28 protein-coding genes, 2 tRNA genes and 1 pseudogene are annotated in these 23,438 nt (G+C 64.9%); 11 read left to right on the top strand and 20 right to left on the bottom strand.

The window, feature by feature from the left end; translation table 11 throughout:
• Window positions 1–61: 61 nt before the first annotated feature.
• The 3 genes from AC1C2T_RS15980 to AC1C2T_RS15970 all read right to left on the bottom strand — a co-directional run bounded on the left by AC1C2T_RS15980 (window position 62) and on the right by AC1C2T_RS15970 (window position 1,911).
• On the bottom strand, window positions 62–325 hold the full coding sequence (locus AC1C2T_RS15980) for an SDR family NAD(P)-dependent oxidoreductase (protein ID WP_495385964.1): 264 nt from the start codon (window positions 323–325) through the stop codon (window positions 62–64).
• 17 nt (window positions 326–342) lie between these two features.
• Window positions 343–792, bottom strand: a complete 450-nt coding sequence (locus AC1C2T_RS15975; protein ID WP_495359915.1) for an SRPBCC family protein — start codon at window positions 790–792, stop codon at window positions 343–345.
• Window positions 793–933: 141 nt separating this feature from the next.
• Window positions 934–1,911, bottom strand: a complete 978-nt coding sequence (locus AC1C2T_RS15970; protein ID WP_495385963.1) for a diacylglycerol/lipid kinase family protein — start codon at window positions 1,909–1,911, stop codon at window positions 934–936.
• A gap of 286 nt (window positions 1,912–2,197) precedes the next feature.
• On the opposite strand from AC1C2T_RS15970, the gene AC1C2T_RS15965 reads away from it, so the two are divergent.
• From AC1C2T_RS15965 to AC1C2T_RS15955, 3 genes are all read left to right on the top strand, one after another.
• A complete protein-coding gene (locus tag AC1C2T_RS15965; RefSeq protein ID WP_495385962.1) occupies window positions 2,198–2,344 on the top strand; it encodes a hypothetical protein in 147 nt (48 codons plus the stop codon).
• A 104-nt stretch (window positions 2,345–2,448) separates the two neighbouring features.
• The gene (locus AC1C2T_RS15960) at window positions 2,449–3,195 is read left to right on the top strand and encodes a histidine phosphatase family protein (RefSeq protein WP_495359912.1); all 747 of its coding nucleotides are present in this window, start codon (window positions 2,449–2,451) and stop codon (window positions 3,193–3,195) included.
• A gap of 13 nt (window positions 3,196–3,208) precedes the next feature.
• Window positions 3,209–4,045 (top strand): NAD(P)H-hydrate dehydratase, encoded by an 837-nt coding sequence (locus AC1C2T_RS15955; RefSeq protein WP_495385961.1) that lies wholly within the window; start codon window positions 3,209–3,211, stop codon window positions 4,043–4,045.
• Window positions 4,046–4,366: 321 nt separating this feature from the next.
• Here AC1C2T_RS15955 and AC1C2T_RS15950 read toward each other — a convergent pair whose 3' ends face one another.
• The 8 genes and pseudogenes from AC1C2T_RS15950 to AC1C2T_RS15915 all read right to left on the bottom strand — a co-directional run bounded on the left by AC1C2T_RS15950 (window position 4,367) and on the right by AC1C2T_RS15915 (window position 10,075).
• The gene (locus AC1C2T_RS15950) at window positions 4,367–4,921 is read right to left on the bottom strand and encodes a hypothetical protein (protein WP_495385960.1); all 555 of its coding nucleotides are present in this window, start codon (window positions 4,919–4,921) and stop codon (window positions 4,367–4,369) included.
• A 602-nt stretch (window positions 4,922–5,523) separates the two neighbouring features.
• Window positions 5,524–6,198, bottom strand: coding sequence for a DUF3644 domain-containing protein (locus tag AC1C2T_RS15945; RefSeq protein WP_495385959.1), 675 nt, complete (start codon window positions 6,196–6,198; stop codon window positions 5,524–5,526).
• A 374-nt stretch (window positions 6,199–6,572) separates the two neighbouring features.
• Window positions 6,573–6,884, bottom strand: a complete 312-nt coding sequence (locus AC1C2T_RS15940; RefSeq protein ID WP_495385958.1) for a hypothetical protein — start codon at window positions 6,882–6,884, stop codon at window positions 6,573–6,575.
• 217 nt (window positions 6,885–7,101) lie between these two features.
• A complete protein-coding gene (locus tag AC1C2T_RS15935; RefSeq protein WP_495385957.1) occupies window positions 7,102–7,437 on the bottom strand; it encodes a hypothetical protein in 336 nt (111 codons plus the stop codon).
• Window positions 7,434–8,288: a hypothetical protein gene (locus AC1C2T_RS15930; protein WP_495385956.1), complete on the bottom strand. Its 855-nt coding sequence runs from the start codon at window positions 8,286–8,288 to the stop codon at window positions 7,434–7,436. The genes AC1C2T_RS15935 and AC1C2T_RS15930 overlap by 4 nt, the downstream gene beginning before the upstream one ends.
• A gap of 21 nt (window positions 8,289–8,309) precedes the next feature.
• Window positions 8,310–8,399: pseudogene (locus AC1C2T_RS15925) on the bottom strand (hypothetical protein); the annotation flags it as partial.
• A gap of 26 nt (window positions 8,400–8,425) precedes the next feature.
• Window positions 8,426–8,851, bottom strand: coding sequence for a hypothetical protein (locus tag AC1C2T_RS15920; protein ID WP_495359896.1), 426 nt, complete (start codon window positions 8,849–8,851; stop codon window positions 8,426–8,428).
• Window positions 8,852–8,884: 33 nt separating this feature from the next.
• Complete coding sequence (locus AC1C2T_RS15915; RefSeq protein ID WP_495385955.1) at window positions 8,885–10,075, bottom strand: helix-turn-helix domain-containing protein; 1,191 nt, start codon at window positions 10,073–10,075, stop codon at window positions 8,885–8,887.
• A 1,114-nt stretch (window positions 10,076–11,189) separates the two neighbouring features.
• Here AC1C2T_RS15915 and AC1C2T_RS15910 point away from each other — a divergent pair.
• Complete coding sequence (locus AC1C2T_RS15910) at window positions 11,190–12,602, top strand: MFS transporter (protein WP_495385954.1); 1,413 nt, start codon at window positions 11,190–11,192, stop codon at window positions 12,600–12,602.
• Here AC1C2T_RS15910 and AC1C2T_RS15905 read toward each other — a convergent pair.
• Window positions 12,580–13,257, bottom strand: a complete 678-nt coding sequence (locus tag AC1C2T_RS15905) for a TetR/AcrR family transcriptional regulator (RefSeq protein WP_495385953.1) — start codon at window positions 13,255–13,257, stop codon at window positions 12,580–12,582. The genes AC1C2T_RS15910 and AC1C2T_RS15905 overlap by 23 nt on opposite strands.
• A gap of 51 nt (window positions 13,258–13,308) precedes the next feature.
• Between AC1C2T_RS15905 and AC1C2T_RS15900 the strand changes: the two genes are divergently transcribed.
• From AC1C2T_RS15900 to AC1C2T_RS15875, 6 genes are all read left to right on the top strand, one after another.
• Window positions 13,309–14,130, top strand: a complete 822-nt coding sequence (locus AC1C2T_RS15900) for a DedA family protein (protein WP_495385952.1) — start codon at window positions 13,309–13,311, stop codon at window positions 14,128–14,130.
• A gap of 123 nt (window positions 14,131–14,253) precedes the next feature.
• Window positions 14,254–14,634: a nuclear transport factor 2 family protein gene (locus AC1C2T_RS15895; protein ID WP_495385951.1), complete on the top strand. Its 381-nt coding sequence runs from the start codon at window positions 14,254–14,256 to the stop codon at window positions 14,632–14,634.
• Window positions 14,627–15,082, top strand: a complete 456-nt coding sequence (locus tag AC1C2T_RS15890; RefSeq protein WP_495385950.1) for a hypothetical protein — start codon at window positions 14,627–14,629, stop codon at window positions 15,080–15,082. The genes AC1C2T_RS15895 and AC1C2T_RS15890 overlap by 8 nt, the downstream gene beginning before the upstream one ends.
• Entirely contained in the window at window positions 15,079–15,609 is a 531-nt protein-coding gene (locus AC1C2T_RS15885; RefSeq protein ID WP_495385949.1) for a dihydrofolate reductase family protein, read from the top strand. The genes AC1C2T_RS15890 and AC1C2T_RS15885 overlap by 4 nt, the downstream gene beginning before the upstream one ends.
• Before the next feature lie 263 nt (window positions 15,610–15,872).
• Window positions 15,873–16,427 (top strand): dihydrofolate reductase family protein, encoded by a 555-nt coding sequence (locus AC1C2T_RS15880; RefSeq protein WP_495385948.1) that lies wholly within the window; start codon window positions 15,873–15,875, stop codon window positions 16,425–16,427.
• Window positions 16,428–16,802: 375 nt separating this feature from the next.
• On the top strand, window positions 16,803–17,594 hold the full coding sequence (locus tag AC1C2T_RS15875) for a carbon-nitrogen hydrolase family protein (protein WP_495385947.1): 792 nt from the start codon (window positions 16,803–16,805) through the stop codon (window positions 17,592–17,594).
• On the opposite strand, the gene AC1C2T_RS15870 is transcribed toward AC1C2T_RS15875, so the two are convergent.
• From AC1C2T_RS15870 to AC1C2T_RS15850, 5 genes are all read right to left on the bottom strand, one after another.
• Window positions 17,591–18,562: a tyrosine-type recombinase/integrase gene (locus AC1C2T_RS15870; RefSeq protein ID WP_495385946.1), complete on the bottom strand. Its 972-nt coding sequence runs from the start codon at window positions 18,560–18,562 to the stop codon at window positions 17,591–17,593. The two genes, AC1C2T_RS15875 and AC1C2T_RS15870, sit on opposite strands and share 4 nt — an antisense overlap.
• A 119-nt stretch (window positions 18,563–18,681) precedes the next feature.
• On the bottom strand, window positions 18,682–18,915 hold the full coding sequence (locus AC1C2T_RS15865; RefSeq protein WP_495385945.1) for a helix-turn-helix domain-containing protein: 234 nt from the start codon (window positions 18,913–18,915) through the stop codon (window positions 18,682–18,684).
• Window positions 18,916–19,146: 231 nt separating this feature from the next.
• Window positions 19,147–19,220 (bottom strand) — tRNA-Ile (locus AC1C2T_RS15860).
• A 10-nt stretch (window positions 19,221–19,230) separates the two neighbouring features.
• Window positions 19,231–20,487 (bottom strand): glycosyltransferase, encoded by a 1,257-nt coding sequence (locus AC1C2T_RS15855; protein ID WP_495385944.1) that lies wholly within the window; start codon window positions 20,485–20,487, stop codon window positions 19,231–19,233.
• 160 nt (window positions 20,488–20,647) lie between these two features.
• Window positions 20,648–21,565 (bottom strand): DMT family transporter, encoded by a 918-nt coding sequence (locus tag AC1C2T_RS15850; RefSeq protein ID WP_495385943.1) that lies wholly within the window; start codon window positions 21,563–21,565, stop codon window positions 20,648–20,650.
• A gap of 40 nt (window positions 21,566–21,605) precedes the next feature.
• Here AC1C2T_RS15850 and def point away from each other — a divergent pair, with 40 nt between their 5' ends.
• Entirely contained in the window at window positions 21,606–22,172 is a 567-nt protein-coding gene (def, locus tag AC1C2T_RS15845; protein ID WP_495359854.1) for a peptide deformylase, read from the top strand.
• A 36-nt stretch (window positions 22,173–22,208) separates the two neighbouring features.
• Here def and AC1C2T_RS15840 read toward each other — a convergent pair whose 3' ends face one another.
• From AC1C2T_RS15840 to AC1C2T_RS15830, 3 genes are all read right to left on the bottom strand, one after another.
• Entirely contained in the window at window positions 22,209–22,514 is a 306-nt protein-coding gene (locus AC1C2T_RS15840; protein WP_495359853.1) for an AzlD domain-containing protein, read from the bottom strand.
• Window positions 22,511–23,209, bottom strand: a complete 699-nt coding sequence (locus AC1C2T_RS15835; RefSeq protein ID WP_495386133.1) for an AzlC family ABC transporter permease — start codon at window positions 23,207–23,209, stop codon at window positions 22,511–22,513. The genes AC1C2T_RS15840 and AC1C2T_RS15835 overlap by 4 nt, the downstream gene beginning before the upstream one ends.
• 104 nt (window positions 23,210–23,313) lie before the next feature.
• Window positions 23,314–23,386 (bottom strand) — tRNA-Asn (locus AC1C2T_RS15830).
• Window positions 23,387–23,438: the final 52 nt, after the last annotated feature.

The following is a 23,438-nucleotide window of genomic DNA, read 5'->3' as shown; positions in this document are numbered from 1 at the left end:
AGGGGTTGACAGCCCGTGCCGCGTCCGTCTCAAGCCCATCCTTCGCGGGTGGTCGAAGTGGCTATTCGCCGCCTTCGCGGCGCGGTATGAGGAGAGCAGCGTCGATCGGGCCGAGTTCGCGCTCGAAGCGTTCGCCCGCCGCCTCGATGCCATGGGTATCGGTCACATCGACGGATGCCGCGAGCCCGCGTCGCCCGCGCTGCTGGACCTCGTCGACAGTGGTCGACAGCCGCTGCTGATCGCGTGCGATCACCCCGACGTCCCGCCCGGCGCCGGCCAGTTCGCGCACGACAGCGCGGCCGAGTCCGGCTGACCTGCCGAGCACGTCAGCGACCGGCGGCTTCAGGATTCCCCGTTCTGCTGCCGGCCCTCGGCCACGAAGGCGAGGCGCTGGAGCGTCTCACGGTTGCGCACGTGGAGCATCGGGTCGGTGAGCACTCGCGGCACCCAGGTTCCAGGGCCTTCGACCGGCTCCTCCTGGATGCGGACGAGACACCCGCTCCCGTGTCGGCGCACGTCGATCGTGACCCGCGCCTCACCGATCGGCCAGCCCTTGGCGCGCATGACCGCCCGGTGGGGCGGGTTCCATTCGAGGCTCACCGTCTCGTCATCGATGAGGATCGGCCAGACGCCGACGGAGTGGGCGAGGCTGCTGCCCTCGTTCGGCCACGCGGCATCGACGTCGCGCATGCGCGATGCGCCGACCACCCACGTGGGGTAGAGCCACCCGTCGGCCAACACGTCGAAGACCGCCGACGGCGTACAGCCCATCGATCGGACGTTTCGCGACATATCGCTCCCTCCCGGCCGACACGCGGCGACCTCACCTCGACGCTAACGGGCAAGTCGCGAGGCCTCGCGGGGTTGACAGCGCGGAACTCGACAAGCACAACGCAGCCGGATGGAGCCTCCTCGATTTCTGGATCGGGAGGATCAGGCGTCCCTCGGCATCCGCACGACAAGACTCGACGGGTCGACCCAGGTCTTGAATGAGCGCGCCTCGCCGAACGAGTCGCCATCGAGCTGAATCTGTTCCGGTCGGCTGAGTGACACCACGAGCTCCTTGCCCTTCAGGTAGTCGAGCGCGCGCACATCCTTCGTGAGACCCATGAGTCGACGACCGGCCGATGTGCGGCGCAGGACCCCGTTCTCCCAGAAGATCTTGGTCATGATCTGCACCCAGCCGAAGAACCCCTCCGGGCGCAGCATGACGATCTCCAGTTGACCGTCGTCGAGGGCCGCGTCGGGCAGCAGCAGGATGTTGGCCGGCAGTGAACCGCAATTGCCGATGATGATCGTGTGGGCACGAACACGGTGAATGCCGCCGGTGTCGAGCTTGTAGCGCAGCCGCAGCTGGTCCTTGTCTTGGAGAGCCAGCCCGATCGCCTTGACGTAGGCCAGCCACCCTGCCTTCTCTTTCAGATCATCATCCGTGTTCGCGAGCATCTTCGCGTCGAGGCCGAGCCCGGCCATGACGAGGTAGGCGTGGCGACGTTTCTTCCCGTCGTCCCCGCGGATCTCAATGAGCGCCATATCGATCGGTCGGTCGGTGCCGGTCAGGGCGGTTCGCAGCGAATGCTCCGGATCGTCGAGATTCAGGTCCAGGTTTCGGGCGAGGAGGTTGCCGGTTCCTGTCGGGAGCAGGGCGAGTGGAACGCCGGAACCGCGCAGCGATTCCGCCACGACGCGTACGGTGCCGTCGCCTCCGGCTGCGATGACGACGTCGACACCACACTCCAGTGCTCTGGCCGTCTGACCAGTTCCGGGATCTTCCACGGATGTCTCGAGCCACAGGCTCGGCTCCCAGTCGCCGTCCGCTTCGAGCGCTTCCAGCACCGGCCGCATCGAGTCGGCGTCGAGTTTTACCGGGTTGTAGATGAGGGCTGCGCGACGGTTCGGGGTGGTCTGCATCTTCAGTTCCTCCTAGACCGCGGTTCCGTCGGCCGTGAGCCACCTGAAGAATGCGGAGCCGAACTTGATGCCGGGGAACTTCTCCCCTCCCGCTCAAGAACATCCTCTCAGAGGGTGCTGCGCACTTCCAGTGGTATTCGGCTCCTGGGGCCTCTGCCCCTGGGGCCTTTGCACCGTGCGAGACGATATGTCAACCCAGAGACGAGTAGCGAGCGACAGACGTACGTTTGCCCATGCACCTCATGAAGGTCAGCGACCCTCGAGCATCAACAAGAAGGAGCAGAACATGACTACGGGCGCCTCAGACCAGCACAAGGATTCACGCGATCCCGACCAAGCTGACGACCCCGCACTCGACACCAGCGGAGACGAGGGCGCCCCCGCAGCGATCGAACGTGACGTGCACGGGGAGCCGGAGAACCCGTCAGGCTGATGTACCCGCCACGCGGGACGAGTCGAACGAAGCAGAGCCGATCGGAGTAGGGAGCTTTCGCCGGTGCGGCGGTGCCGATCGAGCGATCGAAAAGGGGCGGTGCAATGGAGGACTTTCCGTGGACGGAGCTGTGGCTCATCCGGCACGGGGAGAGCTTGGGCAACGTCGCCGCCTCGGCGGCTGAGGCCGCCGGTGCCGAGGTCATCCCGCTCGACATCCGCGATGCGGACGTTGGCCTCTCAGCGTCAGGGTTGGAACAGGCGATCGCGCTACGGCCGTGGCTTGCCCAAACGCTGCCGTCGCTCGCAGCCGTCTGGTGCTCGCCGTACGCACGTGCCCGCGAGACACTGAACCTGGCTCTCGGCGACGACGCTCCCGAGGCGCGGATCATGGTGGACGAACGACTGCGCGACCGTGAGCTCGGCGTCCTCGACCTACTCACCTCAGTCGGTGCACTGCACCGACATCCCGAGGAGGTCGCCCGACGGCGCCACCTCGGAAAGTTGTACTATCGGCCACCCGGCGGCGAGTCCTGGGCCGACGTCGTCCTCCGTCTCCGCTCGTTCCTCTCGGACACGTCGGAACGGGGAGAGCAGGCTCACAGCGGGCTCATCGTTGCTCACGACGCGATCGTCGTGCTGATCCTCTACGTCCTCCTCGAGCTCTCGGAAGCGGACCTGCTGGACTTCGCGCAGACCCACACCGTAGCGAACGCGTCGATCACGCACCTCGTGCGGACCTCTTCAGAGCAGCCGTGGGAGGTGGCGGGCTTCTCCGACGTCGCCCACCTCGCCCACCACGGAGCACCCGTCACCGTTCACTCAGGAGACCGCGATGTCAAGCCGAGCTGACGACGCAGGGAATGTGGAGATCACGCCGGCCCGCCTGCGCGCCTGGCCGCTCCCCGAACCCGGCGACTCCAAGTACAGCCGAGGCCGGGTCGTCGTGGTCGGTGGGTCGCTGACCGCTCCGGGCGCCGTTGCACTGGCCGGGATCTCAGCGCTCCGCGTGGGTGCGGGTCGGCTGACCCTGATCGTACCCCGAGCAGTCGCCGTGCCGCTGGCTCTGGCCGTGCCGGAGGCGGGCGTGTTCGAACTCGGTGACGACGGAACACTTTCCGGCGACGCACGCGGTGAACTGGAGGATGCGGATGCGGTGCTGGTCGGCCCCGGGCTCGCCGACCCCGATGTCACTCGGCTGGCGCTCAACCAGGTTCGGGAGGCGATGCCGCCGGACGCGCCACTCGTCCTCGACGCCTTCGCGCTCGGGGTGCTTCCAGACCTCGATGGCGAGGCGGCGGCCTGGACGAACCCGCTCATCCTCACACCAAACCGCGGTGAGGCGGCGATTCTACTCGGCAAGGACCACGAGGGAGACGACGAGGATCTCGATCGGATCGCCGAACGCTACGGAGCGGCGGTCAGTTGTTACGGGGTGATCAGCCAACCAGGTGCTCGATCCTGGCACATCCCCTCAGACAACCCTGGGCTGGCGACCTCGGGCAGCGGGGACGTCCTGGCTGGCGCCGTGCTCGGCTTGGCGGGACGCACTGACGACATCGCTCAGGCGACTGTCTGGGCTACCTTCCTGCACATAGCGGCGGGAAATGACCTCGCTGCCGATGTGGGTTCGATCGGGTTCCTGGCGCGGGATATTTCCGAGCGACTCCCAAGGGCACTGAAGGCGACAACTGGCGCCTGAAGCGCGCGGCCTCCTGAACCGGCCATTGCAGGACGAGGACGAATTGCATATCTGCCTACCAAGGTACGGGGGGTGGACGGAGAGAATTGGCTATCTGCTTCTGGATGTAGAACAGCTGCCCCTCTTCGGGCGCTCGTTCACGGGCGATTTTGAGAACGCCTCCGAAGTCGCTGAGTGGTTGTCGCCGCCTTCTCTGGACTTGAACCGCCCGAACCAGATGCAGCGTCAATGCGAATGTCCCGGCCACGGATCCGCAATGAGAACGGCGGCCGCCGCTCTCGGCGGCATCAGGGCACGAATCAGCTTTCCAAGGCCGAACGTTCAGTCTTCGATTCGATACTCGATTTGCGTTCCGTCTGGCAGGTCGCGCAGCTGTACGGCTAACTCACCCCGCAGGCGCATTGCCGCAACGTCGTCCATCGCGACGAGGTTCTCGGCGACGAACTCGCCGCCGAGCACGAATGGCACCTTCGGCACCAACCTTCGTCCCATGGGCAATGAGCCGGAGCGCCTCTGCCATTCGAGGGCCAACGGGTATCCCGTCAACATCTCAAATTCGGCCAGGATCTTTTCTGCCCAGTGCTCGAGGCTGGACGCCATGGGGGCATGATGCCCAGTCTCGGGGTCGAAAGTCACAACAACGTCATTCAGGAGCCCGAACTGACCCTCGAAGATGTCCTCCGCAAAGAACCAGGGGCCATCCGCCATTCCGGCGTAGCACTCTCGCCACGAGGTGGAGGAATTCCAAGCAGCGAGGTCGCCGGATGCCTTGCCTGCACCGCGAACCACTAACGCGGATTCATAGGCCGAGAATCCGTTTTCACGACGGAGCAGCTCCTCCAACTCATCGCCGAGCCTGCCATTGGGCATTCCCACGACTGGCCCATTGGCTCCTGGTCCCGCACTCAACGACAACAGCTTGCTCAAGTTCGGTCCAAGCGTCACGGATCAACTCCCAACAAGATTTGCGGCCCTGTCGGCCGGTATCCCGCGTCGTACCCGGCTGTGGAAGCCCATCATCGATTTGAAAAGGCACCAACGGCCTATTTCGGCCTTCTTCAACGCGAAAAACCCCTGTTAATCTACCGATTCATCAGGGGTTTTTGGTGGGATCTGAGGAGACTCGAACCCTTGACCCCCAGACAGTGCTGCATTTCGCTTGAGCGCACGTGTTTGGTTGTGGATGCCAGTAATCATAAGGCCGGGCGGCTGTGCAGGCGATTTGGAGATGCCGGTTGGTTGTGGTCATTTGCCGGTACTTGTGGTTGAAAAGGGACCCAAAAGGGACACAGTGACGACCAGGCGCGAGCTGTTCTGATCTTGGTGCCGCTCGCACTTCCGACCGCAGACCCCTTCGCGCCGGCGCACGGTGGTGAGGCGGTAATCTTCGTACTCTTCCTTCATCTACCGTTACGTTCGGAAAACGGGCCGGGTGCCCAACCTCGATCTGCCGGAAGCTTGGCGGTACGTGAGGCGATCTACTTGGCCTTCTTGGCTCGAGCCTTGAGATGTGCGCCATACTCCGCTCGGATAGTGTCGAGTTGCTCGTCCGTCAGCTTCGCGAGATGCGCGACGGCGTCTCCAGACCAAACATGAGCGGCCCCGTTGCTGTGCTTCCAGGCGAACTTCGGATTCTCGCGAAGGGACTCCTTCCAGCAGACCGCCTGGTGGTCGTAGCTGTTGAGCTTCCGCCCAGACCTCTTCGAGTTCACGCGCTCTATCAGCTCGGACGCGTTGTAAGGATGGGTCTGGTTGGGATCCGTCTTGCGGAGGGCAACCTGCCCGTCAGCCGTTGGAGCTACGGCCACGACGAGATCAGCGCTCGTCATATTCTTCACGGACTGCATGTGGATGTCGTACACGGTCGCGACACGCCCCATATCCGCACTGGCGGCCTGTGCGATGTCCATCAGCCCCCGCAGCTCGTTGATGAAGTCTTCAACCTCCGCGATCATGGTCGAGTTCTTGTCAACTTTCATGAATTGGACGGCGTCGGCCGGCGCTGTTGCCCCAATCGGCAGGAGTTGCCACGTCATCGAGTCAGCAAGGTCCTTCTTGAATCTCGCGACCATGAAGTCTCGATAGTTCAGGACGTTCTGCTGTAAAAACGGGTAGATCACCGCGCCGAGACGGGCAGGTCCTGCGGGAACCACCCATCCAGTCCGCGGCGAATCGTGGATCCAATGACCACTGATCGACGTGCCCTGTGAGGGACCACATCCGGATCGTTGTCGGCCTGCACGGGTTGCACTTGCGGGGCATAGGTGGTCATGATTCCGGATCCGCCGACGCGTGGGCGCATCGAATGGCCGCGCGAAATGCTGTCGACGGTTTGAGGCGATGCGGCGCACTCGTAGAGGATCGTTGGCGGGCCCGGTTCGGTCCCGGTGTGCACCTCGAGCGACGCGCGAAATTGGCCGGCGAAAGTCGTAGAGCCAGGCAGGTGAGCTAGGAGCGGCCGCCGATGCCTCAGCCTGGACGAAACCGATCCAACCAGGATGAGGCTTACGATGGCAAGCAGCAGACGTCACGACACCGAGAACTCCTGAAGCGTTTCGGGCCAGACGACGGTGTACCGATCGCCGTCGACCGACCTGTACGCGGCTCGCACATCGGCCCACCGTGGATCGGCGCTGAGGGACGCCTGCGCGTCCCGAAAAGCGTCGAGTGGTCGGTCTGTGTGGACGAAGAGGTTCATCTCTCCAGAGCCAAAGTCGTGCCCATCGACATAGCCATGGGCATCGTCGAGATCGGACTCCAGGGTGTCTTCCATGGCGATGAGGGCGTCGTAGGGGGCCTCGGAAGCGGCCGGCCATTGCAGAACGAGGACGAACGGCATATCTGCCTACCAGGGGTACGGGGGTGGACGGAGACAATTGGCTATCTGCTTCTGGATGTAGAACAGCTGCCCCTCTTCGGGCCCGATAGGCAGCGTCTCGTGAGTGAGCGCTCGAGCGCAAGCATGTCCTGTTTCGGACCGCGGGCAATGATGTTGAGGCTGCCGCCGTTGAGTTCCTTCGAGGTGTACCGAGTAGCGGAATCCTTGGTGATTCCGTTCAGAACGGGCTGTCGAAGATGTCGCCGTCGTTTTCGGCGACGCGGCAAGTGACGGCGACAACCGGATATCGACGGCCCGCAGAAAGCAGGACGAAGAGTCGCTGAGGGGCAACCTCGCCGAACGCAGCGTTCACCGCCGCGCGATCCTCCTCCGCGCCCATGTCCACGGCCAAGCCATTGAGCGCGCGCGGCGCAGCGAGGTATTCAACGCCTACGAAGACCACGTCGACGTTGAGAACGGCCTTAGAGCTCTTCGGGCTGCGGATAAGTAGCGAGCCGTGGCTAACCCTGTACTCCCAGAGCTGGAACCTACGGTCGGAGTAGTCGGCAATCATTCGAACGGGCTCCCAATTCGCATGCCGGTCTGCCAAAATTCCACATTGGGGAAGTTGCCAGTTCGGATCTGCAGCAACTCCCAGTCGGTAGCGCCACCCCGGCCTGACGCAGCTCTCGTGACATCCGGCCAGACGTCAACCCCGTCGAGGTTGAACAGCACTCGCTGGTTCGGGTCCTCAAGGTTTTTCAGCACCCCGGACTGCCAGTTCACCGGATCATCGAATTGTTTCCACGTGCTCGCACCGAGTGTAATCGCGAAGTCGTCGAGGTGATCATCAATACCCATCGCGAAGGGCCTAGCGGCAGCGGTGCCAGATGCTGACGTGGCCGCAGAACTCGCCGCCGATTTGGGGAGGGTGGCTGCGGCGGCTTTCGATACGGCAGCTGTGATGGCGTTGCTTACGCCTGGCGCGATAGCGCCGGCGATCGCACCGCCGAGCATGGCTTGGGCGTACCCGTCCGCGGTCTTCGGCCTGGGGGACCAGTGGTATGTCGACACTGTCGCGGCAGCACCGGCGACCATCAGGCCTCCGACCAGGACACCTGCCCCGGCCACGGCGCAGATCCCGGCGGTCGCCGCGACACATGCAACCACGGCCGCACCGATCACGACACCTACCACGACGCCCCCGGCGATCGCGCCGGCATCTTGCCATTGGCTCCCTGACCATTTCCACGGTTCCCACCACTCACCCCCAGTGCTGGTGTCCGTGCCTGCGGCTGGTGGTGCGGCAGTGGTGGCGGTGCCGGATGGTTTCGTGGTCTTCCGGTTCCCGCAGACATCAGTGTGATCGTCAGCGCCGATCGCGCAGAGCCCAGTTGGATCGGCGAAGGTGACGGGGTTGTTCACCGAGTACGCATACCCGTTGTTCTGGATCGGGTTGCCCGGAGCAAGGACTGGGTCCACGCTCAGGAACCGACCCAACGCCGGGTCGTACTCCCTGGCCCCGAGATGCGTCAGCCCAGTCCCGGCGTCGACCGGGGCATTCAGGTACCCGTGCGCACCTGCCAGCCCGACCCGTCACGGACATCCCCGAACGAGCCGATGAACACCCGGACGGCGGCACCCGTGACCGGGTCGACGCGGACATCGGCAGTCTGCACGATATCCGCGGCCAGCCAGGTCGGCGTCCCGTTCGTCGGCCCGCCGGCCGATGTGACGCGCTCCGCGATCGGACGGCCCGCGGCGGTGTAAGTGCGAGTCGCGGTCACGGACCCGGATGTCTCACGCAGCTCCGTCTCCCCGAGAAAGAGGGTGACCCCGTCATCATCAACCCGCAATAGAAGATTGCCGTCATGGTCGTACACGTTCGAGCGGGACGAATCGCCCGCGGTGACGGTTTCGAGCCTCCCCGTCGGCGTGTACGTCAGCACCTGCTCCGGGCCGGGTCGTGGTGTTGCCCGATTCGTCATACCCGTATCCGGCGGTCGTTCCGCCGTCGTGGTTTACCGACGTGACCGCGTGTGGGCGAGCCGTTCCCGGCGCCGGGTACTCGTACGTGTCCGACGTCGCCATCCCGCCGTGACGATTTCAGCGGAGAGTCGGTTCCCGGTCGCCGTGTCGTACGAATAAGACGCGAGGTACGGTGCCGGGCCGCCCAACGCAGCCGGGTCGGGGTCGGCTGTGCACGCTTCGGACGCCGGGGTCCATGCATCCGTCAACTGCCGGAGCGGGTCGTAGCGGTAACACTGCGTCTCCGCGGCCGCCGCGGTGCCGACCGTGGTCGCGGAGGTAATGTTCCCCGCCGCGTCTCGCCCGTAGGTTCGGTCCGCGACATCGGTGTACACCCCTGATACCCGAGATGTGTCCTTGATGTGCTGCAGCGCGCCACTAGCGGCGTCATACCCGTACGAGGTGAACAACGCAGCGGTGCCGGTGCGGGTGATCTGCGCGACTTGTCCAATGCCGGTGTACGCGAACTGCCCGTACACGGCAAGACCCACCACCGAGGATGGCAACCCGACCGGGCCGTACCCGCATCGGAGTTTCTCCTGCACGATACCGCCCATCGCGGGCAACGTCCTCGACGCGACCGTGCCGTCTTGGTTGTAGGCCGTCGCAGTGGTGAAGCTCGTTCCCCCGAAGCCTGGCGCGCCAGCGGGGATCGCCAACGTCGCACCGGTCGGCCGGTATCCCGCGGGTGACGATCCTGTGTAGCTCGTCGAGCTCGTCAGCTGCCCCTTCGCGAAGGTGTCGTACGTCCACGACGCCAGCACAGCGCCGTCATCGCCGGTGGCGCCCTCATGCTGTGCGGTGGGACGACCGAGCTCGTCGTACGAGTACGAGATCGTAACGTCACGCGCATCCGTCGTGCTGAGCCGGTTGCCGGCGTCATCGTAGGTGGTCGTTGTTCGGCCGGAGTCGGGATCATCGGCGGTGACTTGACGGCCGAGGACGTCGTACTCCCAGCTCCACGCATTTCCGGCACTGTCCGTCATAGTCGACAGCCCATCCAGCCAGCGGATGACATCGGAGACGCGGTAGCGGATCTCCCGACCGACACGCATGCCCGCCGGTCCGCGTCCGTCGGTGCGCAGGTCGTAGATGGCCTGCACGTGCACGCCGAGGTACTCGGCGAGCTCGCTCGTGATCAGCACGGGCTCGAGGCCGAGCCCGGAGAGGCGTTCGCTGTTCATGACACGAAGGTGTTCGAGGCGAACCCAACTGAGCCGAACACGGTCGACCGGCATAGTCGGAGCGCGCCCATTTTCGTGCGCGTGAGGCAAGAAACCCTGATCATGTCGACTTACGGTAGGGCGGACGGGACTTGAACCCGTGACCGATGGACTCTCCCGGGACTACTCCCCCGGACCTCGAATCTCGGCTATTGCTCGACTGATCTCGACATGATCGGGGAATTCTCGCCGATCCTGAAACTGCACCTCCCAGAATACTCGGGTTACTCGGAGCGACTCGATCGGGCTCGGATCGAATAAGCGTTGGATAAACGTGAACGGTTCAAATTTCGACCATGCGCTCGCGAATTGACCCCAAGTCCACGCTCTCCTTCTTCTCGCTACTGCAGGAGAACGTCCTCAAGCGAAACGGTGGCACACGAGGCAAGATCTGCGGCTCGAAATTGTGATCTGGATCGAGAAACCAGACCGTGGGCCAGGTCAGCGAGTCAATCAACCGACAGCAGTCACACTGGCGAAACCGCCAGCTGGAAGGGCATCCTGCAACGTACTGGCCATGACCTACGGCGACCGCCTAGGCATCAACTGAACAACCGAGCCGATGACCATTTACACAAAACCACGGACAGACCCGGCGCTGACAGTCCTCGGTCACTTCGAGTCTGCGTAGATCCAGGCGTGGGTGGACGAGGTTGAATGCGACGTGGGCGATCAACGACGCCAAGGGTCAACCTCCCGAAGAGCAGGACCGAGCATGCTGCGAAGTTCTGCCCCTGACTGCCCTGGGTCGGGAATCATCTCGACGCCACTCACCGCAATCAGACCGCGAACGTCATCAGGGCCCCTGAGGAACTCCCCTTCGAGCCAGTTCAGGACCGACCGACAAACGTCGGGGTCGGAAGCACGGTGCAGAACGAGCCCTGCTCGCCGAGGAATTGTCCAACAGGCCGTGATCGCGGCCAGATCGGCGCGCACGAGACTCCGAGGCATCGCCAAAGCGCCGTCTCGTTCCCCGCGGATGTCAGGGTCTTGTCGAGCGCTTGTTGAACTTTCGTGTTCATGTTAGGTTCAATTCGAACATCAATGTTCATGTTATACGAAGGGAGCGTTCACCATGTCCACTTCTCCTGGCGAAGCACCAGTGGTGGCCGGCGGGGATCCTCGCCGGTGGCGGATGCTTGCCTTCCTCGGCATCGCCCAACTCATGTTGATCATCGATGTCACCGTGGTGGCGCTGGCGCTGCCGCAGATCGGGTCTGAGCTCGACCTCTCGCGCAGCGCACTCACCTGGGTTGTCAGCATCTACGCACTGATCTTCGGCGGCTTGATGCTGCTCGGCGGAAAGGCGGCCGATGTGTTCGGGAGCCGAAGGATCGTCCTGATCGGGCTCACCGTGTTCACCATCGCGTCGCTACTGACCGGTTTCGCGACCGATTCGACCGCACTCCTGGCGGGTCGCGGACTGCAGGGCCTCGGGGCGGCCGCGATGTCACCGGCGGCGCTGGCGGTGATTGCGCGCACCTTCCGAGGCGCCGAACTCGCAAAGGCGCTCGGCGTCTGGTCGGCGCTCGGCGGCACCGGAGCGGCGCTCGGAGTCTTGCTGGGCGGACTGCTCACGTCGGGTCCGGGGTGGTCGTGGGTGTTCTGGATCAACGTCCCGATCGGCGTGGTCCTGTACGTCGCGCTCCACCGCATCGTCCCCTCGTTGCCGGGGGCTGGGGGCCGGCTCGACTGGCTCAGCGCCGTGCTGGTAACCATCTCATCCGCTTCGGTGATCTATGGGCTCGTCACCGCCGGCGATACCGGCTGGCTCAGTTTCGCTGCCCTGCTCCCCATCCTTGGCGGGGCAATCGGATACTCGCTCTTCGCGTGGCGACAACGCGCCGCCCGGACGCCGCTGATCGAGATCGGTTTACTCCGGCGACGGCCGGTCACCGCGGGTCTCGGACTGATCTTCGTCGCCACCGCCCTGATGATCGCCGTGTTCTTCCTCGGCTCATTCATTTTCCAGCGGGTCCATGCATTCTCCGCCCTCGACACCGGTCTGGTGTTCGTCCCGGTCGCGCTCGGAACGATCGCCGGTGCACAGCTCGGTGGACGCACTCTCCCCAGGATCGGTGTTCGCACCGTCGCTGCCACCGGTCTAGTCATCACCGCACTCGGAATGGCCGCAGCAGCGGCAATTTTGAGCATGACGGTGCTGGTCATCGCGATGAGCGTCGCGTCGCTCGGCATCGGGATGGTGTTCGTGGCCGCTTCGACCAGCACGTTCACGGCGGTCGCGCCGGACGAGGCGGGCGTCGGCTCAGGGGCGCTGAGCACGATGCACGAGTTCGGTGCCGCGACCGGGGTCTCTGCCGTCTCGAGCGTGGCGGCGGCGGCCCTCGTCGGCAACGCGCTTCCCGCATACAATCTCGGGTTCTGGTTCGCCGTGGTGGTCGCTGCGGTCTCTGCCGTCCTCGCGCTGCTTGTCCTGCCCGGTCGAGAGCGGGTCACGACCCCCTCTAGTGGGAGGTCGGCGTCGTAAGTGCGGCGAGCACGGTATCACGGACGAGCCGTGGCGCCTGCTCGGCGGCGATCTCTCCGCGATGAACCGAGCTCGACGCAGCGTGCAGCACCGCTTGGATCATGGTGATCTGCCACTCAACCGGCATGTCGGTACGGAACCGGCCTTCATGCCTGCCGCGTTCCAGAAGCGCCCGCGCTCGCTGATGTAGCCCAGCGTGCGCGCGCCGCATCGCTTCGGAAGGAAGCACCTCACCTGCGGCGATGACGATCCCACCGAATCGGTGCGTCAGATGCCAAGTCGTCTCGAGCAGCCGTGCCATCGCCTCGCTCGGGTCACCGCTGAAGTCGACCTCCGCCAGCGACGCCTCGGTCTGCGCGATGGCACGTGTGGCGACTTCGGTGATGAGTGCCGCGCGCGAGTCAAAATGCCCATAAAGCGTTACCCGCCCGACTCCCGCAGCTTTTGCTATTTCCTGCACGCTCGCGTCTGGTTTGACGGCCAGCAGAGCGGTCGCCGCGTCGACGATGGCCTCTATGTTGCGCCGCGCATCAGCGCGCTTGACTTGTGTGGTGATCGCAGACACATCAGCACCTTCCTGTACAGCTCTGTTCACAATAGCCTGTTCAGTCACCACCAAGAGCTCGCTGAACCGAACCTGTACATTGGTGTACATGTTGCTAACATGAACCGTATTGTTCGATTTGGAAGACTGGGGTGACCCACGATGAGCTCCGAGATCACCGCACCTGTGGCCGACGCCATGAGGCTGGACCCGCGCGAGGAGGAAGTCGCTGCTCCGGCTCAGGACGCGCGGACGACGTCGGCTCCGCGCCGTGGCCATTCGAACCTGATGAGGTGGCTCGCCGCGCCCTGGCCCGAGCGGTACCGGCCCTGGCGAGGACGAGCCACTCGAAGCGACAAACTGCTGATGGTCGCTTTCGTGGCGGTTCTGATGTTCGGGATCGCGATCAAGCCCATCACGCCGTTCCTCCTCGCCTCGCGCCCAGTGGTGCTGGAACTCCTGACCGGGAACCTGGTCTCGATCGGTGCGGCGGCGGCGTTTGCCCGCATTGGCGAGGTGCCGCTCTGGCTGGTCATCGTCGCCGGTGCGATCGGAATGGCGAAGTTCGACTGGCTGATGTGGTGTGCCGGGCGAAGGTGGGGAGAGGGCATCCTCAGGATGTTCACCACGAATGAGCGCGCCCGGCGATTCGCCACCCGAGCTCGCGAGTGGAACCCGTGGATCATTCGCGTCGCGGTCGCCGCCGCAGCCCTCCCCGGCATCCCCACGCCTCTCGTGTACGCGATGGCCGGAATGGCGGGCATGCGTTTGGCCACATTCGTGATGCTCAACATCCTCGGCGCGTCGATCGGAACCGGACTGGTCGCCGTTCTCGGCTACCAACTCGGGCAGTCTGCTGTCGACCTGGTCCTGGTGATCGACCGCTATGCGGTTGTGGCGAGCCTGACACTGATCGCCACGACGTTTTTGATCCCAGCAGCCAAAGCTCTCATCCGACGCGCCCGACGGTCGCGGGCACGGTGACGCCCCTGCCCAGCGCATCTCAACGACCGAATCCGAAGAACACCGCGTCTCGCCGTCGGGCGGGCGCTCGCAACGAGGAGGGAACATGAGTGCCACCGCAGAGGTCCTTGCCGTCGTAGATGCGTGGGCGGCAGCCGAGCTCGATGGGATCGTCGATTCATACCCCGGGCTGCTCGTACCGGACTTTCACGGATCGGTCCGGTCGGCTTCACGCTGAACGCGGAGCAGTGGGCGCAGCGCCACAGCAGCGATCTCACGAACCACGAGTTCGCCGTCATCGACCCGCATGTGCGGGAGTTCGGCGACACGGTCATCGTGGACGCCGTGCAGACCCAGCGCACCACCGCGCGAGGCATGGACACCAGTGGGTCCTTCCGGCTCGCGTTGGTTGTCGTCCGCACCGACGGTCACTGGGCCATCGCCCATATCCAGCTCAGCGGGCCGCTCCTCGAACCGGGCCAGATCCCAAATTTCGCGCGTCCGACCGAACGCGACGATGCCTGATCTGGACGATGGTCTCGCCGTCCTTCACGTCGTCGGCGGGGTGGTGTGGGCAGGCGCCTGGGTGGCGAACTGCGCATTCGCCGCCGATGTGGTCCGGCAGCCCACAAAGGATAGGATCACCCAGCACTTCACGGTCATGGCGCGGCTCGGCGCCGGAGTGATCGGCCCTTCCAGCTTGCTCGTGCTGGCGGCAGGAATCCCGTTGGCGCTCCGTGCGGACCGGGTGGTCATGTCGGACCTCTGGATCGTTCTGGGACTCGTCGGATACGCCGTCGTGACGCTGCTCGGCGTATTCGGGCTCGGACGGACCGCACAACGCGTGAAAACGGCCCTTGCGGGAGACGATCTCGCCTCAGCAGTCGCCGCCACGCGATTTTGGTATCGCACGGCCTTGGTCGTCACCATCACACTCCCGCCCGATATGGGTATCCCCATGTCACGTACGTGACCGACGGCATCGAGAGTGCGATGGCACAGGCGAAGACTGCCGCCGGCGACCAGGATGTGTACGTGCAGGGCGGATACACCGGTCGGAGCGCCCTCGAGGCAGGAGTTCTTGACGAGATCCAGGTTCATCTCGTTCCGGTCCTGTTGGGTGGCGGTCGCCGGCTGTTCGATGAACTCTCGAAGGAGATCGAACTCGAGGTCATCCGCGTCATCGACACCCGACGCCACGCACATTCGCTACCGCGTCGTGAAGTGACCGCGGTGGAGCAGAAGCCCACCCTACAGGAGCACACTCATGGACCTCACCGGATTCACCAAACGCCTGACCATTCCTGCCACGAGCGTCGTCCCGCGCGCGCCCTCGAGCACGGCGCAATCCAGGCTCGCGCCATCACTCGGGAGGACTTGGACGACGACGTGGCCGGCATCAACGCCAGCCTCGACCTGACCCGACGCACCCGAGGCGGCACCTGTCCCAGCGAACACCGCCGAAGGCAACTACATCGATTTGGTCTGGCACGAGTGTGAGTTCCGTGACCACGGCTGGAACCTACAGCTCGAGCCTCCGTCGCCGTATCAACCGATCAGGGCGATGGGCCGAGCCCTCGAACGAGCCCGACTCGCAGCACCCGCCGACCCGAAATCGAGGGTTGTCTTCCCTCGAATTAAGTCGTACAGTGCTGTTCAAGAACATTCGACGGATCGAAGAAGGACGAGTCGAGTACGAGCGGATGACCCGCCGGCCGATGTCACCGTCATCTTCATCGATCCACAAAGGAGAAGTCACAACTATGCAGACGTACACCATCGATTGGCTCAGCAGTTTGGACGGCTTCGCCTCCGCCGTGAACTGGCCCGGACTCTGGGGCGAAAAGGGTCCGGAGCTGCTCGCGCACCGTCATCGCGTCATGGAGCAGGAGCACGTGCACGTGCTGGGAGCGAACACCTACCGGGTTCTGTCCCGTGTCGCGAGCGAGGGACAGGGTCCCACGATCGACCAGATGAACTCAATGCCGAAGATCGTGCTCTCCTCGACGATGGACCAGCCGCCGGCGTGGTCGAATACGACGCTGATCGCGGAGAACGCGGTCGACGCGATCCCCCGCCTCAAGGCTGAGTCGCCGGTCCCGCTGCGCTCGCACGGCAGCCTCTCGGTGAACCGCGCGCTTCTGGTGGCAGGACTGGTCGACCGGCTCGAGGTCACCGTGTTCCCGGTGATCACGGGGGCCTCCGGGCGGGATCCGCTCTTCGCGGGGCTCCCGGACTTCGACCTGGAACTCGTCGACTCCCGCCTCTTCGACGGACGCGTCCAACTCCTCACGTACGTCCCGACCCTGCACTCCTGACCCGATCTCGGACCTTCAGCGTCCCCGCAGTCACGTCTTGCACGCAAGAGGCCCCGACGTGCATGGGGCCACCCCGACTTCATTAACAGAACCGGAGCATACGAATGACCGAACCACACGCAATCGCGCTACTCGGCGGCAGTGGCCTCGGACCCTGGGCTTGGGACCGCGTGACACCCATCCTCAACACCCACGGCCTTCGCTCTCTCACCTCACAGCTCCGCACGACCGCCGAGGATGCTACGCCCGCAGCCGACGTGTCACTGGGCAACTGGATCGAGGACGCGGCCAGCTTCTTCGAAGCACACTCGCATTCTGATCGCCGCTTTCGTCACCACGGCCGGCGCACCACGCCGATGCGATGACAGGTCCATTATGGTGATGCGGGTCGCGTCGGTGCAGATGGAAGCCATCCCGGGTAGCGTGATTCGAAACATCGACGTCGCCGCACGGTGGCTTGAGCGAGCCGTGTGCGAGGGAGCCGACTTCGTCGTCTTCCCGGAGGCTGCCACCACGGGGTATGACACAAGGGTCTTCAAGGGTGATCTGCCAAGCCTTGAGGACACTTCGTGGCTAACTTCTATTCAGGACGTGGTCGACGCCACTGGTGTGGTCGCTGTGCTCAACAGCCCGCTCGATCGAGGCGACCGAAAGACACTGACGAGTCTGATACTTGCGGCGCACACAGAACCGTGGGCGGCGTATGACAAGCAGCACCTGTTCCGCATGGAAACGCCGGTCTTCGTGCCCGGTGAGCGGGGCACCAGTGTCCACATCAAGGGCATCGAGGTTGCGCTGTCGGTCTGCTACGACGCCAACTTCCCCGAGCATGCTGCCGCCGCTGCGACTGATGGTGCAATCGTCTACGCCAACAGCGGCGCCTACTTTCCTGGCAGCGGCCACCGGCGTGACCTACACAAGGCCTCTCGCGCCCTGGACAACGGGATGTACGTCGTGTTCAGCGGATTGGTCGGGGCGCCAAGCGGCTTCATCGGTGGTTCCGGCATTTACGATCCCGTCGGACGACCTCTTGTCCAGCTTGCCACCGAAGAGGGCGTGGCGATCGCCGAAATCGACCCGGACGTGGTTGCTCAGACGCGCGAAGAGCAGCGCATGTGGAGGGATCGACGCCAGTCCCTTGGCCAGCGCGCGCGGCGCACTCTCTAATGATCACCACTACACCTTCGCCAGTCGGGAAGCCTTCCAAGTAGTGTTCGAGCAGCATTTCCGGAACTCGTTGACGTGCGCGCGCTCCCATTCGCGCGGCGCCGAGAGCTGCTCGAAGAGCTCGCGGTGCAATGGGGCCTCCGCTGCGCCGGCCGATGCCTACCCGAGCTGCACCAGGCGAGTGAATGGTTTGCGTCGAGGGCCTTGCCGTCAAGGGTGCCGGTCAGCCACAAGATCCCGGTGTCCGCGCAAGGTGCATGGTGCAGATAAAGTTGAAGGTGAAGCACCGCAGCAGCCGCGATGTGATTGCGGGCGCCGTTCATCGCGCACACGATGGTCCCCGCAACACTCGCCGTAGGCGGATCAACGGTCATATCGATATCGCACTTGCGAAGGGCGAGCGCCTCGCCAATGCGCGTCGCAGTACCGAGCATCACCTCGATCACGTCCCGTACCTGCCCATCGGGCTTGATTCCCATTCGGCCGAGTCCGTGCTCACGCGCGGCGCGCCTGATCGCTGCGACCTGTTCGAGCGTGAGCGCCTTCGGCACCTTCTTGCGTCGCTTCATCTGAGCGGTCTCCTTGATCGGGTTCGAAGTGATAACACCGTGACGCGCACCGAACCCGAGGATCATGCTCAGGATCGTCTTCGACTGCTTCGCCCGCGAGTACGACTTCGCACGCTGCGTCTTGAGAAACCGATCGAGTCTGGCGACGGTCATTTCACGGACCGTGAAGTTCTCGAAGGACGGCATCACCCAGAGCCGAAGCGTGCGCTGGTACGAGTCCTTCGTGCTCTCCGAACGATCGACATCCATCCGCAAGTCTTCGACCCACGCCGCCGCGAGTGCGGCGAACGGCGAATCCGCGTGCACGTCGTCACGGCCGCTGCTGACACGCATTCGATTCGCCAGATCGAGTTTCAGCGCGGTCTCGGCTCCCTTCCGACTCTTCGCCGTCGCGGTCACCTTCCGCGACTGACCGTCCCAGTCACGAAACCGAGTGGTCGCCCGGAACTTCCCGGGCGCGTATTCGGTCGTGGCGACCGATCCGAACGTCCCGACCGGCTGGCGTGGCCGGCCCACCATCAGCGGTCCCCCGATCCACTCAGCGCATGGTCGGGCTCATGCATGTCTTCCAACCACCGCAGCACGTCGGAGATGCGGAAGCGGATCTCCCGCCCGACCCGAAGTCCGGCCGGGCCGCGACCGTCGGTGCGCAGGTCGTAGATCGCCTGCACGTGCACGCCGAGGTAGTCGGCGAGTTCGCTTGTCGTCAGCACGGGCTCGATGCCGAGCCCGGCGAATCGTTCCGTGTCCATGCCAGACAGGTGCGCCGCACGAGTCACCGAACCGAGTTGAACCGAGACTGGCCGACTCGGAATAGCTTCCCGATTCAGCGAGAACCAGATAGGCCGAGGCAACCCGTGACGACCCGATAACGAACGCAGGCCTGCGACAATCCGCGCGCATTTGTGGTGAGTAGGTGGAGAGCCAGTCAAGTCTCTGCCCTTTCATAAGGACGAGAAGACCTGATCAGACAGATATCGAGGTAGGGCGGACGGGACTTGAACCCGTGACCGATGGATTATGAGTCCACTGCTCTGACCAGCTGAGCTACCGCCCCGCGCGCCGGGTCAGTCTCGATGCGTCGCCGGCGCGGTATCGGTGACCGGGTCGGTCACCGGCCTCCCACGATACAGGCTCTCGAATGTCGAGATCGTGCGCTGGATGTCGTGTGCGGCGATGAGTCGGATCGACCCGTCTTTCAGTACGCGGTAGTCGGCTGGGGAGGCCTCGAGCACGGTGCGGAGCTTCGCGGCGAGATCTTCCGCGCTGCCCGGCTCGAAGAGGTATCCGTTCTCTCCGTCGTGCACGAGGTGCGGGAGCGCCATCGCGTTGGCGGCGACGATCGGCAGTGCCGAGGCCATCGCCTCCATCGTGACGATGCTCTGCAGCTCGGCGATCGACGGCATCGCCAGCACAGAGGCGCGATGGTAGGCCTCGCGCAGCTCGTCATCGGTGACGTACCCCGTGAAGGTCACCCGGTCGGCGATGCCAAGTTCCACGGCCAGGTGCTCGAGGTTCTTCTTCTGGTCGCCGCCGCCGACGATCTCGACCTTCGCGTCGAGCGAATCGGGGAGCAGTGTGAGCGCACGCAGCAGCACATCGATCTGCTTCTCACCTGTAACGCGGCCGACGAACAGGATGCGGTTCTCGGTGCGAGACTCCCAGCTCGGCGAATACTTGTGTGCGTCGACGCCGCACGAGATAGCGTGCACCTCCGAGAGACCGGTGTGCTTCTCGAGGAACTGCGCCGCCCTGCGGGTCGGCGTCGTCACCGCTTCGGCGCGGCCGAACGTACGGCCGGCGGCCTTCCATGCCAGCCCGACGGCCCATTCCTGCCATGCAGGCGGCAACAGCGTGAACTCGAGCATGTTCTCGGGCATGAAGTGGTTGGTGCCGATGATGCGGATGCCGCGCTTGTTGGCTTCGACCGAGAGGCCGCGGCCGGTGATGATGTGCGACTGGAAGTGCACGACATCGGGCTGCACCTGGTCGATGACGCGGGCACTGTTCTGCCTGATGCGCCATGGCAGTGCGAAGCGAAGCCAGTCGTGCGGGTACCAGCGCCAGCTCCGAAGGCGATGCGCGGTGATCTCCTGACCTTCGTGCACCTCCTTCCATGTGCCATGCTTGCGGCTCGCTGCCGGAGCCATGACGTGCACGTCATGGCCCCGCTCGGCGAGGCCCGCAGCGAGGCGTTCCGCGAAGCGGGCGGCACCGTTGACATCGGGGGCGAAGGTGTCGGCGCCGATCAGGACCGTGAGTGGTCGATCGGTCTCCGCGCCGGCGGTGCCGGCGGGGGTACGCGCACCGGGGGTGTCAGACACGTGGGGTTGTTCCTCACCATTTCATCGAATCGAGGGCGATCGGCCTTCGTCGGGGCGCCGCGACAGGCGGATCGGCGCGCGGACTGAATCCGACGATAGTCTACGCAGCGCAACGCAGGCTGCCGTGCGCTCGCATGTCGGAGTGTGAGTTCGGTTCAGCTCACAAGCGCGTCTGCGGGTGGTTTCGTGCGAGCTGGAACACACCCCACACGGCGATCACCCCGGCGAGGATGAACACGCCGATCGCCCAGAGCGGCGCCTGCGAAGCTTCGCCGAGCACGAGAATGCCGATCGCGACCGCCACCATGGGGTCGACGACCGTCAGACCGGCGATGACGAGATCGGGCGGGCCCGAGGCGTAGGCGTTCTGCACGAAGTAGGCGCCGAGCGCCGTCGCGCCGAGCAGTCCGAGCACGCACAGCCAGCTGAGCCATTCGAACTCGCCCTGCTGGAGCCGGCCGAGCAGGACCTTGGCGAGCGTCGCGACGAATCCGTACAGTACGCCCGCCATGATCACGTAGAAGATCGCCCGGATGCGCTCACGGAACATGCCGAACGCCACGGCGGCGAGGGCGAGCACCACGGCGAGGATGATCAGGATCGTCACGAGCTGCTGATCGGTGACCGGCTTGTCGACGGCGGTGAACGCGGCGACACCGACGAACAGGAACACGCCGCCCACGCACATCACGATCGCCGAGATCGACTTGCCGTTCAGCTTCACGTTATTGATGCGCGAGTTGAGGATCGAGGTGATGACGAGCGCGATCGCGCCGAGCGGTTGCACCACGATGATCGGCGCGAAGTAGAGGCTCGACAGCTGGAAGACGATCGCGAGCCCGAGCATGACCGTGCCGATGACCCACGACGGCCTCGCAAGCAGGAGGGCGAGCTGCCGGCCGTTCAGCCCCTTGCCGAGGGTGTCGACGGTGTGCGACTCGACCTTGACGACACCACGGTGCTGGAACTGCGCACCGAGCGAGAGGAACACCGCGCCGACGAGAGCGAGCGGGATTCCGATGAACTGGGTGGGGTCGAGGGCAATCTGTTCAGAAAGCTCGCTCAGGTCCGGATCCACGCATCGACCCTACCCGTTCACAGCCGGATATCCTTGCCGAATGGCCGTGCTCCCCATACGAATCACCGGCGACCCGGTGCTGCACTCACCCGCTCTTCCCGCCGAGACGATCGACGACGATCTCCGCACACTCGTGCGCGACATGTTCGAGACGATGGATGCCGCGCCCGGCGTCGGCCTCGCCGCACCGCAGGTCGGCGTCGGCCTGCGGCTCTTCACCTACGGCTGGGTCGACGAGTCGGCCACTCTTTGGCGCGGTGTCGCGATCAACCCCGAGCTCTGGATCACACCGCCGCCCCCGGGCGAGCCCGACGTCGACGAAGAATCGGAGGGATGCCTCTCCGTGCCCGGGGAGCGCTTCGGCCTGCGCAGGGCCGAGCGCGCGATTCTGCGCGCAACCGATCTCGACGGCCAGCGTTTCGAGATCGAGGCTGAGGGATGGCTCGCGCGCATCTTCCAGCACGAATACGACCACCTCGACGGCACGCTCTACACAGACCGCCTCGGTGAGCGCGACCAGCGCATCGTCGCGAAGATCACCCGCAAGCTGGGTTGGGGCAAGCCTGGGCAGCAGTGGATGCCGGGAGTCGATGACCTCGAGGCCTGAGCCGGTTCAGGGCGACGGATGCCTCGTGCAGCCGATTCACACCAGTGCACGGATGCCGGCCGCCACCGCTGCGGCGACGGCGACGACCACGACGAACGGCACTTTGAGCGCATACAGCGCGGCAGCGACGATCACCGCGGGAACCCGTGCGTCGATGACGATCTCTTGGCCGACCCCGAGCGTCTGCACCGCGATGAGCGCGGCCAGCAGCGCAACGGTCAGTAGGTCCGCGATGCGCGCGGGCCGCTCGCGTTCGAGGAATCCGGCCGGCACGAAGTGGCCGACGAGTTTGAGAGCCAGCGTCGCCGCCGTCGCGATGAGGATGATGTGCCAGGTCGTCACGATGCACGCCTCCGGTTGAAGAGGTCGAACCAGCCGACGACGACCGCGACCACCGCGGCGACGAGCACCGGCACGCCGGGCATCAGCACCGGTGTCGTGAGCGTGGCCACGACTGCGGCCGCCACGGCGACCGCACCTGCCTGGAAGCGCTTCAGGCGTGGCCAGAGCAGCCCGAGGAAGGCTGCTGCGGCCGCGGCATCCAACCCCCATGCCCTCGTGTCGCCGAGCGCGTCGCCGATCAGTGCACCGGCGAGTGTGGTGAGGTTCCAGCCGACGAAGATCGTGACGCCCGTGACCCAGAACCCGATGCGCGCACCGCGCTCAGTCGATTGCGCGAGGGCGACCGCCGTGGATTCGTCGATGGTGATCCACGCCGCGGCGACGCGCCGCCACACTCCGCCGCCATCGGCGCCGTCGACGATTGGTTTCATGCGCATGCCGTAGACGACGTTGCGGATGCCGAGCATCGCGGCGGTGGCGATCGCCGAGCCGCCCGCGGCGGCGCCTCCGCTCGCGAGCACACCGACGAGCGCGAACTGGGAGCCACCGGTGAACATCACGAGGCTGAGGAAGCACGTCTGCCAGACGTCGAGTCCGGCTGCGACCGAGAGTGCCCCGAACGAGATGCCGTAGATCGCGGTCGCGAGACCGACGGCGAGGCTGTCGCGAACCGCGCCGGAGCGCACAGCGCGCATCGTCTCGGCACGCTCGGAAGGCGGCATCGCAGCATCGGCGTGCTCGTCCACGAGACCTCCCTCATCGACGAAGGGCCGCCCGGATGCCCGGACGGCCCTCACTGCTCCCCCACTTGGACTCGAACCAAGAACCTACCGGTTAACAGCCGATTGCTCTGCCAATTGAGCTATGGAGGATCGCTTGTTCAGCGTCAATACTCTAGCAAAAGATGCCCCGACTCCCAATTCG

Source organism: Agromyces sp. Y558 (assembly GCF_059445415.1).
Note: the sequence above shows the minus strand (reverse complement) of the source record. Positions and strands in the feature narration are given on the sequence as shown.

Bases quoted from the DNA above. Each gene is read 5' to 3' on its own strand.
- AC1C2T_RS15975 (WP_495359915.1), bottom strand. From the start codon at position 792: ATGTCGCGAAACGTCCGATCGATGGGCTGTACGCCGTCGGCGGTCTTC.
- AC1C2T_RS15835 (WP_495386133.1), bottom strand. From the start codon at position 23,209: ATGCGCGCTGTGCGCTCCGGCGCGGTTCGCGACAGCCTCGCCGTCGGT.
- AC1C2T_RS15965 (WP_495385962.1), top strand. From the start codon at position 2,198: ATGACTACGGGCGCCTCAGACCAGCACAAGGATTCACGCGATCCCGAC.
- AC1C2T_RS15890 (WP_495385950.1), top strand. From the start codon at position 14,627: ATGCCTGATCTGGACGATGGTCTCGCCGTCCTTCACGTCGTCGGCGGG.
- AC1C2T_RS15900 (WP_495385952.1), top strand. From the start codon at position 13,309: ATGAGCTCCGAGATCACCGCACCTGTGGCCGACGCCATGAGGCTGGAC.
- AC1C2T_RS15875 (WP_495385947.1), top strand. From the start codon at position 16,803: ATGGTGATGCGGGTCGCGTCGGTGCAGATGGAAGCCATCCCGGGTAGC.
- def (WP_495359854.1), top strand. From the start codon at position 21,606: ATGGCCGTGCTCCCCATACGAATCACCGGCGACCCGGTGCTGCACTCA.
- AC1C2T_RS15920 (WP_495359896.1), bottom strand. From the start codon at position 8,851: ATGACGAATCGGGCAACACCACGACCCGGCCCGGAGCAGGTGCTGACG.
- AC1C2T_RS15970 (WP_495385963.1), bottom strand. From the start codon at position 1,911: ATGCAGACCACCCCGAACCGTCGCGCAGCCCTCATCTACAACCCGGTA.
- AC1C2T_RS15915 (WP_495385955.1), bottom strand. From the start codon at position 10,075: ATGAACAGCGAACGCCTCTCCGGGCTCGGCCTCGAGCCCGTGCTGATC.
- AC1C2T_RS15865 (WP_495385945.1), bottom strand. From the start codon at position 18,915: ATGGACACGGAACGATTCGCCGGGCTCGGCATCGAGCCCGTGCTGACG.
- AC1C2T_RS15960 (WP_495359912.1), top strand. From the start codon at position 2,449: ATGGAGGACTTTCCGTGGACGGAGCTGTGGCTCATCCGGCACGGGGAG.
- AC1C2T_RS15940 (WP_495385958.1), bottom strand. From the start codon at position 6,884: ATGCCGTTCGTCCTCGTTCTGCAATGGCCGGCCGCTTCCGAGGCCCCC.
- AC1C2T_RS15905 (WP_495385953.1), bottom strand. From the start codon at position 13,257: ATGTACACCAATGTACAGGTTCGGTTCAGCGAGCTCTTGGTGGTGACT.
- AC1C2T_RS15910 (WP_495385954.1), top strand. From the start codon at position 11,190: ATGTCCACTTCTCCTGGCGAAGCACCAGTGGTGGCCGGCGGGGATCCT.
- AC1C2T_RS15935 (WP_495385957.1), bottom strand. From the start codon at position 7,437: ATGATTGCCGACTACTCCGACCGTAGGTTCCAGCTCTGGGAGTACAGG.
- AC1C2T_RS15880 (WP_495385948.1), top strand. From the start codon at position 15,873: ATGCAGACGTACACCATCGATTGGCTCAGCAGTTTGGACGGCTTCGCC.